Source organism: Mycobacterium sp. IS-3022 (genome assembly GCF_001500065.1).
GTDB lineage: Bacteria > Actinomycetota > Actinomycetes > Mycobacteriales > Mycobacteriaceae > Mycobacterium.
Genome location: NZ_LQIN01000003.1, coordinates 42,520 through 57,877 on the forward strand (window position 1 = coordinate 42,520; position 15,358 = coordinate 57,877).

At 68.1% G+C, this 15,358-nt stretch carries 15 protein-coding genes; 10 read left to right on the forward strand and 5 right to left on the reverse strand.

Annotated elements, in window-relative coordinates; translation table 11 throughout:
• Positions 1–28: 28 nt before the first annotated feature.
• The 3 genes from AU188_RS04410 to AU188_RS04420 form a co-directional block, all read right to left on the reverse strand.
• On the reverse strand, positions 29–1,330 hold the full coding sequence (locus tag AU188_RS04410) for a lytic transglycosylase domain-containing protein (RefSeq protein WP_059162633.1): 1,302 nt from the start codon (positions 1,328–1,330) through the stop codon (positions 29–31).
• Between the two features lie 183 nt (positions 1,331–1,513).
• Complete coding sequence (locus AU188_RS04415; protein WP_059162517.1) at positions 1,514–2,065, reverse strand: DUF1003 domain-containing protein; 552 nt, start codon at positions 2,063–2,065, stop codon at positions 1,514–1,516.
• Positions 2,062–3,354 (reverse strand): magnesium transporter MgtE N-terminal domain-containing protein, encoded by a 1,293-nt coding sequence (locus AU188_RS04420; RefSeq protein WP_059162518.1) that lies wholly within the window; start codon positions 3,352–3,354, stop codon positions 2,062–2,064. The genes AU188_RS04415 and AU188_RS04420 overlap by 4 nt, the downstream gene beginning before the upstream one ends.
• Positions 3,355–3,379: 25 nt before the next feature.
• On the opposite strand from AU188_RS04420, the gene AU188_RS04425 reads away from it, so the two are divergent.
• Complete coding sequence (locus AU188_RS04425) at positions 3,380–4,348, forward strand: HpcH/HpaI aldolase/citrate lyase family protein (RefSeq protein WP_082686482.1); 969 nt, start codon at positions 3,380–3,382, stop codon at positions 4,346–4,348.
• 16 nt (positions 4,349–4,364) lie between these two features.
• Here the strand turns inward: AU188_RS04425 and AU188_RS04430 are convergent, their stop codons facing one another.
• On the reverse strand, positions 4,365–5,054 hold the full coding sequence (locus tag AU188_RS04430) for a DUF4190 domain-containing protein (protein ID WP_059162520.1): 690 nt from the start codon (positions 5,052–5,054) through the stop codon (positions 4,365–4,367).
• Between the two features lie 105 nt (positions 5,055–5,159).
• On the opposite strand from AU188_RS04430, the gene AU188_RS04435 reads away from it, so the two are divergent.
• The 6 genes from AU188_RS04435 (at position 5,160) to AU188_RS04460 (ending at position 10,877) form a co-directional block, all read left to right on the forward strand.
• Positions 5,160–5,684 carry a YflT domain-containing protein gene (locus AU188_RS04435; RefSeq protein ID WP_059162521.1) on the forward strand — a complete coding sequence of 175 codons (525 nt, stop codon included), beginning with the start codon at positions 5,160–5,162 and terminating at the stop codon, positions 5,682–5,684.
• Positions 5,685–5,878: 194 nt separating this feature from the next.
• Positions 5,879–7,276: an ABC transporter substrate-binding protein gene (locus AU188_RS04440; protein ID WP_059162634.1), complete on the forward strand. Its 1,398-nt coding sequence runs from the start codon at positions 5,879–5,881 to the stop codon at positions 7,274–7,276.
• Positions 7,277–7,317: 41 nt separating this feature from the next.
• Positions 7,318–8,220, forward strand: coding sequence for a carbohydrate ABC transporter permease (locus tag AU188_RS04445; protein WP_156426580.1), 903 nt, complete (start codon positions 7,318–7,320; stop codon positions 8,218–8,220).
• Positions 8,220–9,065, forward strand: a complete 846-nt coding sequence (locus tag AU188_RS04450; RefSeq protein ID WP_059162523.1) for a carbohydrate ABC transporter permease — start codon at positions 8,220–8,222, stop codon at positions 9,063–9,065. Before AU188_RS04445 ends, AU188_RS04450 begins: the two co-directional genes overlap by 1 nt.
• Positions 9,066–9,069: 4 nt before the next feature.
• A complete protein-coding gene (locus tag AU188_RS04455) occupies positions 9,070–10,266 on the forward strand; it encodes an ABC transporter ATP-binding protein (protein WP_059162524.1) in 1,197 nt (398 codons plus the stop codon).
• The gene (locus tag AU188_RS04460) at positions 10,263–10,877 is read left to right on the forward strand and encodes a suppressor of fused domain protein (RefSeq protein ID WP_059162525.1); all 615 of its coding nucleotides are present in this window, start codon (positions 10,263–10,265) and stop codon (positions 10,875–10,877) included. The genes AU188_RS04455 and AU188_RS04460 overlap by 4 nt, the downstream gene beginning before the upstream one ends.
• Before the next feature lie 57 nt (positions 10,878–10,934).
• Here AU188_RS04460 and corA read toward each other — a convergent pair whose 3' ends face one another.
• Entirely contained in the window at positions 10,935–12,038 is a 1,104-nt protein-coding gene (corA, locus tag AU188_RS04465; RefSeq protein ID WP_059162526.1) for a magnesium/cobalt transporter CorA, read from the reverse strand.
• Between the two features lie 149 nt (positions 12,039–12,187).
• On the opposite strand from corA, the gene AU188_RS04470 reads away from it, so the two are divergent.
• The 3 genes from AU188_RS04470 to AU188_RS04480 all read left to right on the forward strand — a co-directional run bounded on the left by AU188_RS04470 (position 12,188) and on the right by AU188_RS04480 (position 15,335).
• Positions 12,188–13,177 carry a malate dehydrogenase gene (locus tag AU188_RS04470; RefSeq protein ID WP_059162527.1) on the forward strand — a complete coding sequence of 330 codons (990 nt, stop codon included), beginning with the start codon at positions 12,188–12,190 and terminating at the stop codon, positions 13,175–13,177.
• Positions 13,178–13,291: 114 nt separating this feature from the next.
• On the forward strand, positions 13,292–14,488 hold the full coding sequence (locus AU188_RS04475) for an NAD(P)-dependent malic enzyme (protein WP_172799392.1): 1,197 nt from the start codon (positions 13,292–13,294) through the stop codon (positions 14,486–14,488).
• A 7-nt stretch (positions 14,489–14,495) separates the two neighbouring features.
• On the forward strand, positions 14,496–15,335 hold the full coding sequence (locus AU188_RS04480) for a glycine betaine ABC transporter substrate-binding protein (RefSeq protein WP_059162528.1): 840 nt from the start codon (positions 14,496–14,498) through the stop codon (positions 15,333–15,335).
• Positions 15,336–15,358 lie beyond the last annotated feature (23 nt).

Sequence of the window (15,358 nt, forward strand, 5' to 3'; positions counted from 1 at the left end):
CGAGTGTAGGCCGACTCGACGGCGGTCTTTAACCGACTGGTCCGGGCGCCGGGCCCGGCTGGGGTCCCGGTGCGGGGGCCTGTGCCGGTGCCGGCGGTGCGGCGGCCGGCGCGGGCCCCGGCGCAGGCGCCATCGGAGCCGGCGGCGCCAGTGGAGCCGGGCCGGGCGGGACCAACGGCTGGGCAACCGGAGGCCCCGCGAGCGCCGGCTGCAGCGGTGGTGCCGGGTTGTCCTCGATGCAGAACACCGCGCACTCGGGTCGCGGCGGCGGCTGCATCCACGGCGGCGTCCACGGCGGCGGTTGCGGCGGGGCCAGCGGCGCGGCCGGTCCCTGCGGCATCGGTCCGGGCAACGGGCCGAGCCGCTGGCCCGGCGCACCGATCTGGCTGGCGACAGAATCGCGTTCGAGCAGCGGCATCAGCGCCATCGGGTCGTTCGCGGGCAGGCCCAGCGCATTGATCGGCAGGCCGGGGCCGAGCCCCTCGTACTCGTGGAGCTCGGTGAGATGCACGTCATCGCCGGTCTGCCCCAGCGTGGGAACCGAGCCGGTGATCGGTGGCAGGTCCATCGGCACCACACCGGTCGCATAGGCGGCCGCCCAGCCCAGCACATTGCGGGCGTAAGCCACCGAGTTGTTGTACCGCAGGATCGCCGACATCACGTGGGACTGGTCGCGCAGGTTCAGGTTGCCGCTGCACAGGTAGCGGGCCGCGGCCAGGCTGGCGTCGAAGAGGTTCTGCACTTCGGCCTTGCCGTCGCCGTCGCCGTCGGAGGCGTAGCGCGACCACGTGCCGGGCAGGAACTGCATGGGTCCCATGGCCCGCGCGTAGGTGATGCGATCGGCCGTGCGGCTCTGCACGATTACCTCGTTGCCGGGCAGCGTGCCGTCCAGCGCGGGTCCGAAGATCGGCCGGATCGCGGTGCCGCGGGCATCGGTGGCGCCGCCGTTGGCGTGCATCGACTCGATGCGGCCGATCCCGGCCAGCAGGTTCCAGCTCACGCCGCACGCCGGGTAGGCCGCGGCCATCATCCGTTCGGCGTTGCGGTAAGCCGACAGGGCCATCGCCGGAATGCCAAGTGCGCCAGGCGAATTGACGACAGCCGCGGGTGGGGGAGCCGATACTGTCGAGGCGGCGATGTGGAAAGCCGAGGGCGCCTTGGTCACCGCGACCACCGACGCCCCGGATCTGTTGCCGGGCGACGGTTCGACGGCCGCCAGCGGGGTCACCGCGGCATCGCTGAACGGTGTGCGCGGGGACGGGGCGGAGGCGCCGACGCTGCCGGCCAGGACGACGGGGGTGATGATCGCGACGCCGAGGCCCGCACGCATGCGGTTGGCGGACGCGAGCTTCTGCAGTCGGGGACCCGAAGCGGTCACCACGCCTCCCGCTCGGCGCCGCACGGCCCTGAGGGCGGCTCCTCCCCTTATGTGCACTCAACCGTCCTTGGTCTGCGATCGCTTGTGAACCAAGTCACCATACCTACTCGGCACCGCGCGCGTTGAGCAATGGTGTTAGCTGCCCGCACTCGACTTCTTGGCCCGCCGGTCACCCGCTTCGGGCCGGCCGGCACCGTCGTCGGCCGGATCGGGGGCCGGAGGCTGCAGCTGGGCGAGCATCTCGCGCATCTCCTCGAGCTCCCGCCGCAGGTAGTCGCGGGTCACGACCTCTCCGACGGCCAACCGCAACGCCGCCAGTTCGCGGGCCAGGTACTCGGTGTCGGACTTGGTCTGCAGCGCCCGTCGGCGGTCCTCCTCGAGCGAGACTCGGTCCCGGTTTTCCTGGCGGTTTTGCGCCAGCAGGATCAGCGGCGCCGCGTATGCCGCCTGAGTGGAAAACGCGAGGTTGAGCAGGATGAACGGATACGGGTCCCAGCGCAGGCCGACGGCGAACAGGTTCAGGCAGATCCAGACGATCACGATGATCGTCTGCCACGCCAGGTAGCGCCCGGTGCCCAGGAACCGGGCGATCGACTCGCTGAAGTTCCCGACCGCCTCGGGATCGACGTTGAAGGAGAACCGCCGCCGCGACGCCAGCGGCGTGTCGAGTCGGCCGCGGTCGGTCATGTGGCCCCCTCGGCGCCGGTGAGCTCCGGCTCTTCGGTCTCCCGCCAGTCGTGGGGCAGCAGATGGTCGAGCAAGTCGTCGACCGACACGGCGCCCAACAGGTGGTTCTGCTCGTCGACGACCGGCCCGCAGACCAGGTTGTAGGCGGCGAAGTAGCGGGTCACCGCCGCCAGGGAGTCCTCCGGGCCGAGATTCGGCAGATCGGTGTCGATGATTCCACTGACCAGATCGGCCGGCGGCTCACGCAGCAGCCGCTGCAGGTGCACGCAACCGAGGTAGTGGCCGGTCGGCGTGGCCGTCGGGGGGCGTGCCACGAAGACCAGCGACGCCAGCGCCGGGGTCAGGTCGGGGTCGCGGACGCGGGCCAGCGCCTCGGCGACGGTGGTGTCGGGGGCCAGCACCACCGGCTCGGACGTCATCAGCCCGCCGGCGGTGTCGGGGGAGTGCGACAGCAGCCGTCGCACGTCCTCGGAGTCCTCGGGATCCATCCGCCGCAGGAACTGCTCGGCGTCCACCGGCGTCATCGACCCCAGCAGGTCGGCGGCGTCGTCGGGGTCCATCGCCTCGAGCACGTCGGCGGCCCGGTCGGCGGTCAGCCGCTTCAGTACATCGGTCTGGTCGTCTTCGGGCAGCTCCTGAAGGACGTCGGCCAGCCGTTCGTCGTCCAGGGCATTGACCACCTCGTAGCGCCGCTTGGCCGGCAGTTCCCGGATGGCTTCGGCGACCTCGACCGCCCGCTGGCCCTCGAACTGCTCGAGCAGTTGCGCCACGCCCTGATCGGGCATCGCCAGACCGGACGGCGTCAGGCCGTGAACGTGCTGCCAGTCGACGACGTGCACGTTGGTGCGCCGGCCCAGCCGTCGATGCGAGCGCACCGCCACCTTGGTGACCATCCAGTCGCGGGTGCGTGTCTGCTCGATGCCGAGGTCCACCACGATCACGTCGAGGTTCGCCAGCTGCGGCAGGTCGGGATCGTCGACGCGCACGCGTGTTTCGATGACCTGCCCCAACACCAGCACCTCACCCGGACGCTGCGCGAACCGGCGCAGCGACACACTGCCGGTGGCAAGCGTCACGGCTCCGGGTTCGATGGACGTCACCCGCAGAATAGGTACGAAAATCCTTCGCCGCGTGAGCATTTCGACGACCAAGCCGAGCACCCGGGGTTGCTGGCGCACGAGACTGATGCTGATCACGACATCGCGGACCCGGCCGATGGACTCCCCATCGGGGCCCAACACCACCATCCCCGCGAGTCGGGCCGCATAGACCCTGTTCACCGCCGCCATGACTCAAAGGGTAGAGAGTGTTGTTGTGGAAAACCGGTATCGACCCCGCCGAACGGTGCTTTCCGTTCCCGGGAGCAGCGCGAAGATGGTCGAGAAGGCGAAAACCCTGGCCGCCGACGAGGTGTTCCTCGATCTCGAGGACGCCGTCGCGCCGGACGCCAAGGCCGAGGCCCGTACCCGGGTGGCGACCGCGTTGGCCGAGCCGGGCTGGGCCGGTCAACTGCGCGGTGTGCGGGTCAACGACTGGACAACGCCCTGGACGTACGCCGACATCATCGAGGTGGTGTCGACGGTTGCTTCGTCCCGCGACGCGGCGCTGGACATCGTGGTCCTGCCCAAAGTCACCGACGCCTCTCATATCCACGCGCTGCACCTGTTGTTGAGCCAACTCGAGACCACCCATGGGCTGCCGGTCGGCGGCATCGGGATCGAGGCGCAGATCGAGAATGCGCAGGGGCTCACCAACATTGACGCGATCGCCGCCGCGCCGCGGGTGCAGGCGCTGGTGCTCGGACCCGCCGACATGGCGGCCAGCCTGAACATGCGCACGCTGGAGGTTGGTGAGCAACCGGAGGGTTACGACGTCGGCGATGCGCACCACCACGTGCTGATGCGAATCCTCATCGCCGCTCGGACGCACGGCGTGCTCGCCATCGACGGACCGTATCTGAAGATCCGCGACGTCGATGGCTTCCGCCGGGTTGCCGGTCGCTCCGCCGCGCTGGGCTACGACGGTAAATGGGTGCTGCACCCCGACCAGATCGCCGCGGGCAACGAGATTTTCAGCCCCCGGCAGGCGGACTTCGACCACGCCGAGCTGATCCTCGAGGCCTACGAGTGGCACACCTCGCGAGAGGGCGGGGCCAGGGGAGCCGTCATGCTGGGCGACGAGATGATCGACGAGGCGAGCCGGAAAATGGCGTTGGTGATCGCCGGAAAGGGCCGCGCTGCAGGCATGCAACGCACACGCGAGCCGTTCCGGCCGCCGCAGTGACGCTACGGCTCAGCGCTCAAGTGCCCAGCATGGCGATGGCCAGGATGACGTTGAAGAGAAACGTCGCTGCGCCGACGGCGATGCCCGCGATGGCCAACCCGCGGCCGCCCTCACCGGTTTCCTTGATCTGGTTCAGCGCGACGATACCGAGCACGATGCCGATGATGGCGCCGATGCCGCACAGGATGCCGACCAGCGAGGCCACCAGTGAGCCGATCGCCATTCCGTTCGTCTTGTCCTGCGGTGGCAGGCCGTAGCCGCCGGCATAGCCGGTCGCGCCATACCCGCCGGGTGCGCCGTAGGGCGAGCCACCGTACGGCGATGCGCCGTAGGGCGGCGGCGGATACGCCTGCCCGAAGTTGGACGGGTCGGAGTACGACGGATAGCCGCCTGCCGGGGGCGGGTAGGCGCCCGACGGGGGCGGGTAGCCACCTTGGGGCGGCGGCGGATAACCGGACGGCGGGGGATAGCTCGGCGGGTAACCGGACGGAGTCTCGTACGGTGCGCCGTAAGCCGGCGGGCTGTAGCCGGGTTGCCCCGGCGGCTCGTACGGTGCGGAAGCCTGCCCGCCCTCGCCCTGCGCTGCCGCCTGGTCCGTGGAATGCTCGATCGAGGGCGCTTCTGAGCCGCTAGAAGTCGGTTCCGACGCACCGCTGGCGGCGTCGGATGATGACGTTTGTCCTGCGTCGTCGCCGGGATTTGTCATGCTGTCAACCTAGCGCACCCGCCGGGCACGATCGCGGCGCTCGCGGCGTTGATTCTGGTGAATGCGACAGTGCGATCGGGCGCGAAAAGAGGAGATGGAACAGCGATGACCAGTCCGTTTCAGCCTGGACAGACCCCGGGCGCAACGCCGGGCGCCGCGAGCGTCGGGCGTGGCCCCGCCAGCCTGCCGACCCCCCCGAAGGGCTGGCCGATCGGCTCGTATCCGACCTACGCCGAGGCTCAGCGCGCCGTCGACTACCTGTCCGACCAGGACTTCCCGGTGCAGCAGGTGACGATCGTCGGGGTGGATCTCATGCAGGTCGAACGGGTCACCGGCAGGCTGACGTGGCCCAAGGTGCTCGGCGGTGGTGTGCTGACCGGCGCCTGGCTGGGCCTGTTCATCGGCCTGATCCTCGGATTCTTCAGCCCCAGCCCGTGGGGTGCGTTGGCCACCGGTCTGATCGCCGGTGTGTTCTTCGGCCTCATCACCTCGGCCATCCCGTACGCGATGGCACGCGGCACAAGAGATTTCAGCTCGACACTGCAGTTGGTCGCCGGTCGCTACGACGTGCTGTGCGATCCGCAGAACGCCGAGCGCGGCCGGGATCTGCTGGCGCGCTTGACCATCTGACGGCTCCTCCAGCCCGCGAGCGTGCGCGTGGCGCCCAACGCAATTGCGTAACGGTGCCCGACGCGCGCCCCTGAAGTGTTGCAAACCACGTGGTTGTGGCAATACGGTTTGCGCGCGGGACATTCCCGACGGAGTCGCTCCGCGGCGACATCGGTGGCGGACGGAGGCGGGTGGTGCGCTCCCCGAGCATGCGCATGGGCCCACGGCGGCTGAGCGCTGCGGCGGTTGCTGCGCTGACGACGGCGTCAATGCTGACGGCTTGCGGTTCGGACAGCCGCGGCATCGTGATCAACTACTACACGCCGGCCAACGAGGCGCAGACCTTCACGGCAGTCGCCCAGCGGTGCAACGAAGAGCTCGGCGGCCGGTTCACCATCCAACAGATCAGCTTGCCCAAGAGCGCCGACGAGCAGCGACTCCAGCTCGCGCGCCGGCTCACCGGAAACGACAAGACCCTCGACGTGATGGCGCTCGACGTCGTGTGGACAGCCGAGTTCGCCGAAGCCGGTTGGGCTTTGCCGCTCTCCGAGGACCCGGCAGGTCTCGCCGAGGCCGATGCCACGGCCAACACGCTGCCCGGTCCGCTGGAGACCGCCAGCTGGCAAGGCCGGCTCTACGCCGCGCCGATCACCACCAACACCCAATTACTGTGGTACCGCGCCGATCTCATATCGCAGCCCCCGGCAACCTGGGACGCCATGGTCGCCGAGGCGACGCGGCTGCATGCCACCGGCGAGCCGAGCTGGATTGCGGTACAAGGAAAGCAGTACGAGGGCCTGGTCGTCTGGTTCAACACCTTGCTGGAAAGCGCCGGCGGACAGGTGCTTTCCGACGACGGTGAAACCGTCACGCTGACCGACACACCCGAGCACCGGGCCGCCACCGTCAAGGCGCTGGAGATCATCAAAGACGTCGCCACCGCGCCCGGCGCGGACCCGTCGGTGACCCAGACGGACGAAACCACCGCGCGCCTGGCACTCGAACAAGGCAACGCGGCGCTCGAGGTGAACTGGCCGTATGTGCTTCCGTCACTGCTCGAAAACGCGGTCAAGGGCGGCGTGTCGTTCCTGCCCCTCAACGAGGACCCCGCACTTGCCGGCAGCATCAACGACGTCGGAACGTTCTCCCCGACCGACGAGCAGTTCGAGGCCGCGTTCGAGGCGAGCAAGAAGGTGTTCGGGTTCGCCCCCTATCCCGGCGTCCGACCGGGCGAGCAGGCCAAGGTCACCATCGGCGGTCTGAACCTCGCAGTCGCCAAGACGACGCAGCACAAAGCCGAGGCGTTCGAGGCCATTCGGTGCCTGCGCAATGTCGAGAACCAGCGGTTCACGTCGGTGGAAGGCGGTCTGCCGGCAGTGCGGACGTCGCTGTACAGCGATCCGGCGTTCCAGACGAAATACCCGCAGTACGAGATCATCCGCGAACAACTCACCAACGCCGCGGTCCGTCCCGCGACACCGGTCTACCAGGCGGTGTCGACGCGTATTTCGGCCACGCTGGCGCCGATCACCGACATCGACCCCGAGCACACCGCCGACGAACTCACCGAGCAGGTGCAGAAGGCCATCGACGGTAAGGGGCTGATCCCATGACCGCGCCGCCGGCGACCGCGACGTCGAAGGCCACCCCGGCCATGCCCGCCCCGGCCACGGCCGGCAGCCAGAACACCCGCTCGGAGCGCAGGCTGGCGTTCCTTCTGGTCTCTCCCGCGGTCCTGCTGATGCTCGCGGTCACCGGCTATCCGATCGGCTATGCGGTCTGGCTGAGCCTGCAGCGCAACAACATGGCGGCGCCAGACGACACCGCATTCATCGGCCTGGCCAACTACGTCACGATTCTCAGCGACGCGTATTGGTGGACAGCACTTTTCGTCACCCTGGCCATCACCGTCGTCTCGGTCGCCATCGAGTTCGTGCTCGGCATGGCACTGGCCCTGGTGATGCACCGCACCATCTTCGGCAAGGGCGTCGTGCGCACCGCGATCCTGATCCCGTACGGAATCGTCACGGTCGCCGCGTCGTACAGCTGGTACTACGCGTGGACACCGGGCACCGGCTATCTGGCGAACCTGCTGCCCGAGGGAAGCGCCCCGCTGACCGAGCAGATCCCGTCGCTGGCGATCGTGGTACTCGCCGAGGTGTGGAAGACGACGCCGTTCATGGCGCTGCTGCTGTTGGCCGGGTTGGCGCTGGTGCCACAGGATCTGCTCAACGCCGCACAGGTCGACGGCGCCGGTGCATGGAAGCGGCTCATCAAGGTCATCCTGCCGCTGATCAAGCCGGCGATCCTGGTGGCGCTGCTGTTCCGCACCCTCGATGCGTTCCGCATCTTCGACAACATCTACATCCTCACCGGCGGCGCAAACAACACCGGTTCGGTGTCGATCCTCGGTTACGACAACTTGTTCAAGGCGTTCAACGTCGGCCTTGGGTCGGCGATCAGCGTGCTGATCTTCCTGTGCGTGGCGGTCATCGCGTTCATCTACATCAAGATCTTCGGCGCAGCGGCGCCCGGGGCGGCGGGGGAGCGTCGGTGATGGCCGAGCGGGTCGGTGCAACGCGTGCGACCGGTTGGACCGTCGTCAACATCCTGGTGGTGGTCTATGCGCTGCTTCCGGTGCTGTGGATCCTCTCGCTGTCGCTGAAGCCGACGTCGAGTGTCAAGGACGGCAAGCTGATTCCGGCCGAGGTCACGTTCGACAACTACAAGGCGATCTTCGCGGGCGGCAACACCGGGGCCTTCACCTCGGCGTTGATCAACTCGATCGGCATCGGCCTGATCACCACCGTCATCGCGGTGGTGGTCGGCGGCATGGCCGCATACGCGGTCGCGCGGCTCGACTTCCCCGGCAAGCAACTGCTGATCGGTATCGCGCTACTGATCGCGATGTTCCCCCACATCTCGCTCGTCACACCGCTTTTCAACATCGAACGCGCAGTCGGGCTGTTCGACACCTGGCCCGGCCTGATCATTCCGTACATCACCTTCGCGCTGCCGCTGGCGATCTACACACTGTCGGCCTTCTTTCGTGAGATCCCCTGGGACCTGGAGAAGGCCGCCAAGATGGATGGGGCCACACCCTCGCAGGCGTTCCGCAAAGTCATCGCGCCGCTGGCCGCGCCAGGCATCGTCACCGCGGCGATCCTGGTGTTCATCTTCGCGTGGAACGACCTGCTGCTCGCACTCTCGCTGACCGCGACGCAGCGGGCGATCACCGCGCCCGTGGCGATCGCGAACTTCACCGGCAGTTCGCAATTCGAAGAGCCGACCGGATCGATAGCGGCGGGCGCGATGGTGATCACGATCCCGATCATCGTCTTCGTCCTCATCTTCCAACGACGGATCGTCGCCGGACTGACATCCGGCGCGGTGAAGGGGTAGTTCCATGGCCGAAATTGTGTTGGACCGGGTGACGAAGAGTTACCCCAACGGCGCGACGGCCGTACACGAGTTGTCGATGACCATCGCTGACGGCGAGTTCATCATCCTCGTCGGCCCGTCGGGGTGCGGAAAGTCCACCACGCTGAACATGATCGCGGGCCTGGAGGACATCACGTCGGGCGAACTGCGCATCGCCGGCGAGCGGGTCAACGAGAAGGCGCCCAAGGACCGCGACATCGCGATGGTGTTCCAGTCCTACGCACTGTATCCGCATATGACCGTCCGGCAGAACATCGCGTTCCCGCTCACCCTGGCCAAGTTGAAGAAAGATGAAATCGCCCGCAAGGTCACCGAGGCCGCCAAAATCCTTGACCTGAGCGAACTTCTGGATCGCAAACCGGGCCAACTCTCCGGCGGTCAGCGCCAGCGCGTCGCGATGGGCCGCGCCATCGTGCGCGACCCCAAGGCATTCCTGATGGACGAACCGCTGTCGAACCTCGACGCCAAGCTGCGCGTGCAGATGCGCTCGGAGATCGCGCGTCTGCAGGACCGGTTGGGCACGACCACCGTCTACGTCACCCACGACCAGACCGAGGCGATGACGCTGGGTGACCGCGTCGTGGTGCTGCTCGCCGGGGTAGCTCAGCAGATCGGCACGCCCGAGGAACTCTACAACCGCCCGGCGAACCTGTTCGTCGCCGGCTTCATCGGTTCGCCCGCAATGAATTTCTTCCCCGCGACGGTCACCGACATCGGAGTGCAGCTGCCGTTCGGCGAGGTCACGTTCACCCCGGAGAATTACGATCTGCTCACCCGGCACAACGCGCCGAGGAATGTGATCGTCGGTATCAGGCCCGAGCATTTCGACGACGCGGCGCTGCTCGACGGATATGCGCGGATCCGCGCCCTGACCTTCGACGTGCAGGTCGACAGGGCGGAGTCACTGGGGGCCGACAAGTACGTCCACTTCAAGACCGAAGGCGCAGGAGCGCGTTCCGCTCAACTCGCCGAGCTGGCCGCCGAGTCGGGCGTCGGCGAAAACGAGTTCGTGGCAAGGGTTTCGGTCGAGTCGACGGCGCGGCAGGGCGAGACGATCCAATTGGCGTTCGACACGTCGAAGCTGGTGGTCTTCGATCCCGACTCCGGCAAGAACCTGACGCTGCCCGATGACACCACAGCACCGGCAGCTACGGCCGAGTGATCGACGTCCTGGCCGAGGTTCGCGCTCATCTGCGCGAACATTTCGCCCGGACCGGTGTCACCGCTGAACCCGCCACGGCCAGCGTCACGTTCCTCGGCACCGAGAAGATCGACGTGCTCAGATTCGGTCCCGACCCCGGCAGCGACCCTGACGTCAACCGGCATGTCTACCACTATGTCTCGCTGGGCTGTTCGCGCCACCCGATGCTCGATCCCGCCGAGATGGTGACCGATGTGCTGCACGGCCCGCGAGCGGAGGTGACGGTAACGCTGCGCGGCCCGGCGCCGCGTGGACTGTCGCGATCGATCGCGATCGTCGCCGCCGCGCCAGCCGTCGAAGGGCTGATCCTCGAACCCGACGCGCTGATCGACCTCGAGACGCCACTGTGGGAAGGCGCGCCGTTCACGGCGTTCTTGTTGAGCCACAGCGACATTGACAATGTGTCGCTGACGGGTCCACTGCAGCCGGTGGCGATCCTGTCGGCGACGCCGATCACCGCCACCGAAGCGGCGTGGGTGCGGCTCAAGGGGGCCGAAGCGATGCGCGAGGCATGGGTGCAGGACGGCGTCGACGTCCTGGACCCACGGCGGCGGGCCGCCAAACCCAGCTGAGCGGCGGGCCGCCAAACCCAGCTGAGCGGCGGGCCGCCAAACCCAGCTGAGCGCGAACTACAGCCAGCGGTTGCGCCGGAACGCGCGGAACAACAGCGTGCACACGATCAACATCACGGCCAGTACTGCCGGATAGCCCCACGCCTGTTTGAGTTCGGGCATGTAATCGAAGTTCATCCCGTAGATGCCGGCGATGGCCGTGGGCACCGCGGCGATCGCGACGTAGGCCGAGATCTTGCGCATGTCGACGTTCTGCTGCATGGCGACCTTCCCGACCGCGGCCTGCACCAGCGAGCTGAGCACCTCGTCGTAGGTGGTGATCCGGTCGGCGGCCTGCGTGTTGTGGTCCAGCACGTCCCGCATGTAGCGCCGGACCTCGATCGAGATCAGGTCGTCGTGATCGCTCATGATCCGCTGCAGCGCCAGCGTCAGTGGGCTGACAGCCCGGCGTAACTCGACGATCTCCCGCTTGAGCAGGTAGATGCTTTCGATGTTGGTCTGCGTGGCCGGCGAGAAGACGTTCTCTTCCATCGCATCGACGTCGGTTTCCATCGAGTCGGTGACGTCGAGGTAATCGTCGACGACATGGTCGGCGATCGCATGCATCACCGCGTACGGCCCCAACTTGAGAAGCGCGGGGGAGGCGTCGAGCCGCTTGCGGACCCCGGCGAGCCCACCGTGCTCCCCGTGTCGCACCGTCACCACGAAATCGGGCCCGACGAAGATCATGATCTCGCCGGTTTCGACGATCTCCCGCGCGTACGCGACGGATTCGTGCTCGACGTAGGTGACCGTCTTGAGGACGAGGAACAGGGTGTTGTCGTAGCGTTCCAGCTTCGGTCGTTGATGTGCATGGACCGCGTCCTCGACGGCCAGCTCGTGCAGGCCGAACTCGTCGGCGATCACCTGCATCTGGCGGTCGTCGGGTTCGTGCAGGCCGATCCAGACGAACGCGTCCCTGCCGCCGCCGCGCAACTCCTGCACCTTGCCCTTGGCGGCCGCGTGCGTGTACTTGCCGGCCAGCCGTGTTCCCTCGCAGTAGATGCCGCAGTCGACCGTCGCCCGCGCCACCGGCACGGGGATCGAGTCGGGGTTTACGTCGCCGGAGTTCGCTTTCCCCGCGGGCCGCAGTGACGGAGGCAGTGGGCGAAACGACGGCATCGCATCAGCCTCCCGGGACAGTGCAGGACCCGTATCCGGGCCGTCGCCGATGCTACGCGGCTGGCGACATCGGCGTCCTGCTAGTTTCAGTCCCGACCCGATTTCGCCCGCGGTGCGGGCAACGTAGGACTGTCCAAGGAGCATCTGACGTGAGCACAACTCCCCTCAAGGTCGCCGTCACCGGTGCCGCCGGCCAGATCGGCTACAGCCTGCTGTTCCGCATCGCGAGCGGTTCACTGCTCGGACCTGATCGGCCCGTCGAACTGCGGCTGCTCGAGATCGAGCCGGCGCTCAAGGCGCTCGAGGGTGTCGTGATGGAACTCGACGACTGCGCCTTCCCGCTGCTCGCCGGCGTGGAGATCGGCGCCGACGCGAACAAGATCTTCGACGGCGCGAACCTTGCGCTGCTCGTCGGCGCCCGCCCGCGTGGCCCGGGCATGGAGCGCAGTGACCTGCTCGAGGCCAACGGCGCGATCTTCACCGCGCAGGGCAAGGCGCTCAACGAGGTCGCCGCCGAGGACGTTCGCATCGGGGTCACCGGCAACCCGGCCAACACCAACGCCCTGATCGCGATGACCAACGCGCCCGACATCCCGCGCGAACGGTTCTCGGCGCTGACTCGTCTGGATCACAACCGGGCCATCAGCCAACTGGCCCGCAAGACCGGTGCCAAGGTCACCGACATCAAGAAGATGACGATCTGGGGCAACCACTCGGCCACGCAGTACCCCGACATCTTCCACGCCGAGGTCGGCGGGAAGAACGCCGCCGAGGTGGTCAACGACCAGGACTGGATCGAGAACGACTTCATCCCGACCGTGGCCAAGCGCGGTGCAGCGATCATCGATGCCCGCGGTGCCTCGTCGGCGGCCTCGGCCGCGTCGGCGACCGTCGACGCCGCCCGGGACTGGCTGCTCGGAACCCCGTCCGACGACTGGGTGTCGATGGCGGTGGTGTCCGACGGGTCCTACGGCGTGCCGGAGGGCCTGATCTCGTCGTTCCCGGTGACGACGAAGGACGGCAACTGGTCGATCGTGCAGGGACTGGACATCGACGACTTCTCCCGCGGCCGCATCGACAAGACGACGGCCGAACTCGCCGACGAGCGCAAGGCGGTCACCGACTTGGGCCTCATCTGAGGCCTGTCGTTTGTGAATCTGACGACGAAAATCCGCGTGAAGCGTCGTCAGATTCACACTCCAGCGACACGAGGCGATTAGGTTACCTACCAGTTCGTCGTTACCCTGAGCGCCGTGTCGCAAGCGGTGAGAGACCTACCAGTGACCGGATCCCACATCGTCGTCAATGACGAAGAGATCTTCGCGGCCCACGTCGGCGGCAAGCTGTCGGTGGCGCTCAACGCGCCCCTCGACACCGAGCGGGCGCTGTCCCTTGCTTACACGCCGGGCGTGGCTCAGGTCAGCCGAGCCATCGCCGCCGACCACACCCTGGCCGCCCGCTACACCTGGGCCAACCGGATGGTGGCCGTCGTCAGCGACGGCAGCGCGGTCCTCGGCCTCGGCGACATCGGGCCCGCGGCGTCGCTGCCGGTGATGGAGGGCAAGAGCGCGCTGTTCAAGGCGTTCGCCGACCTCGACTCGATCCCCATCGTGCTCGACACCAAGGATCCCGACGAGATCGTCGAGACCCTGGTGCGACTGCGCCCGTCGTTCGGCGCGGTCAACCTCGAGGACATCTCGGCGCCGCGGTGCTTCGAGATCGAGCGGCGCCTTATCGAGGCGCTCGACTGCCCGGTCATGCACGACGACCAGCACGGCACCGCGATCGTCGTGCTGGCCGCGCTGATGGGTGCGGCCAGGGTCGTAGACCGCGACATGGCCTCCCTGCGCGTGGTGGTCTCGGGCGCCGGTGCGGCCGGCGTCGCGTGCGCGAACATCCTGATGGCCGCCGGGGTCGGCGACGTCACGCTGCTGGATTCGCAGGGCATCCTGCACAAGAGCCGCGAGAACCTCAACTCCTACAAGGCCGAGATCGCCGAGCGGACCAACCCGAGGGGGTTGACCGGCGGCATCGCCGAGGCGCTCGCCGGCGCCGACGTGTTCCTCGGGCTGTCGGCCGGTGTCGTGCCCGCCGATCTGATCGCGTCGATGGCGCCGGACTCGATCGTGTTCGCGCTGTCGAACCCCGATCCGGAGATCCACCCCGACGAGGCGAGCAGGTACGCGGCCGTCGTCGCGACCGGTCGCAGCGACTTCCCGAACCAGATCAACAACGTCCTCGCCTTCCCCGGGGTGTTCCGCGGCGCGCTGGACGCCGGTGCGCGCCGCATCACCGAGCAGATGAAAGTTGCTGCCGCCCAAGCGATCTTCTCGGTGGTCGGCGACGACCTGGCGGCCGACCGAATCGTGCCCAGCGTGTTGGACCCCCGGGTCTCGCCCGCAGTGGCGCGCGCGGTCGCCGGTGCGTCCGACACCGCGTCGGGCGGCTAGGTCGCACGTGGGCCGGCGGCTGGCGCTGGCGCTCGCCGCGCTGATCGTGGCGGGCACCGCGGCGTGTGGCGGGCCCGAAGAGCCGCCGTCGATCGCGGTCGGCACCACGGCCGATCCCGAGTCGACGCTAATCGCGCATCTGTACGCCGCGGCCTTGCGGTCCTACGGCCACCCCGCCCACGTCGAGACCGGGAAACACCCGCTGACCGCGCTGGACTCCGGCGATGTGCGGGTCGTTCCCGGCCTCACCGGACGATTGCTGGACAGGTTCGATCCCGAGGCCACAGCACGGGCGGCCGCGCAGGTCTACCGCGAGATGGTCTCGGCGTTGCCCGAAGGCGTCGCAGCGGGCGACTACACGACGTCGGCGGAGGACAAACCCGCGCTCGCGGTCACCGAGGCGACGGCCGAGGCGTGGGGTGGACGCGACGTCACCGCGGCCGTGCGCCACTGCGCCGAGCTGACCGTCGTCGCGGCAGCCGATGCGCCGCGCCCCGCAGCGATCGGGACATGTAAGCCGAAGGTGAGCGAATATCCGGACAGCGCAGCGGTATTCGCGGCGGTCCGGTCCGGCCGGTTCCGCGCCGCATGGACGACGACGGCCGCGCCGGGCATTCCGCCCGAACTGCTGACGCTCTCCGACAAGACCTCGCTGATCCGCGCCGAGAACCTGGTGCCGCTGTACCGCCGCAACGAGCTCAACGAGTCGCAGGTGCTGGCGCTCAACGAGGTGGCCGGCGTGCTGGACACCGCGGCGCTGGCCGACATGCGCGCAGCGGTGGCCGACGGCGCGGACCCGGGTCAGGTGACCGGCGCGTTCCTTGCCGAACACCCCCTAGGCGACTAGCGTCGTCGGCCCTCCGATCCGAG

Coding starts and splice junctions, on each gene's coding strand:
- AU188_RS04410 (WP_059162633.1), bottom strand. CDS start 1,330: ATGCGTGCGGGCCTCGGCGTCGCGATCATCACCCCCGTCGTCCTGGCC.
- AU188_RS04415 (WP_059162517.1), bottom strand. CDS start 2,065: ATGACCGACCGCGGCCGACTCGACACGCCGCTGGCGTCGCGGCGGCGG.
- corA (WP_059162526.1), bottom strand. CDS start 12,038: ATGCCGTCGTTTCGCCCACTGCCTCCGTCACTGCGGCCCGCGGGGAAA.
- AU188_RS04450 (WP_059162523.1), top strand. CDS start 8,220: ATGGCCGAGCGGGTCGGTGCAACGCGTGCGACCGGTTGGACCGTCGTC.
- AU188_RS04445 (WP_156426580.1), top strand. CDS start 7,318: ATGCCCGCCCCGGCCACGGCCGGCAGCCAGAACACCCGCTCGGAGCGC.
- AU188_RS04420 (WP_059162518.1), bottom strand. CDS start 3,354: ATGGCGGCGGTGAACAGGGTCTATGCGGCCCGACTCGCGGGGATGGTG.
- AU188_RS04455 (WP_059162524.1), top strand. CDS start 9,070: ATGGCCGAAATTGTGTTGGACCGGGTGACGAAGAGTTACCCCAACGGC.
- AU188_RS04440 (WP_059162634.1), top strand. CDS start 5,879: ATGGGCCCACGGCGGCTGAGCGCTGCGGCGGTTGCTGCGCTGACGACG.
- AU188_RS04430 (WP_059162520.1), bottom strand. CDS start 5,054: ATGACAAATCCCGGCGACGACGCAGGACAAACGTCATCATCCGACGCC.
- AU188_RS04435 (WP_059162521.1), top strand. CDS start 5,160: ATGACCAGTCCGTTTCAGCCTGGACAGACCCCGGGCGCAACGCCGGGC.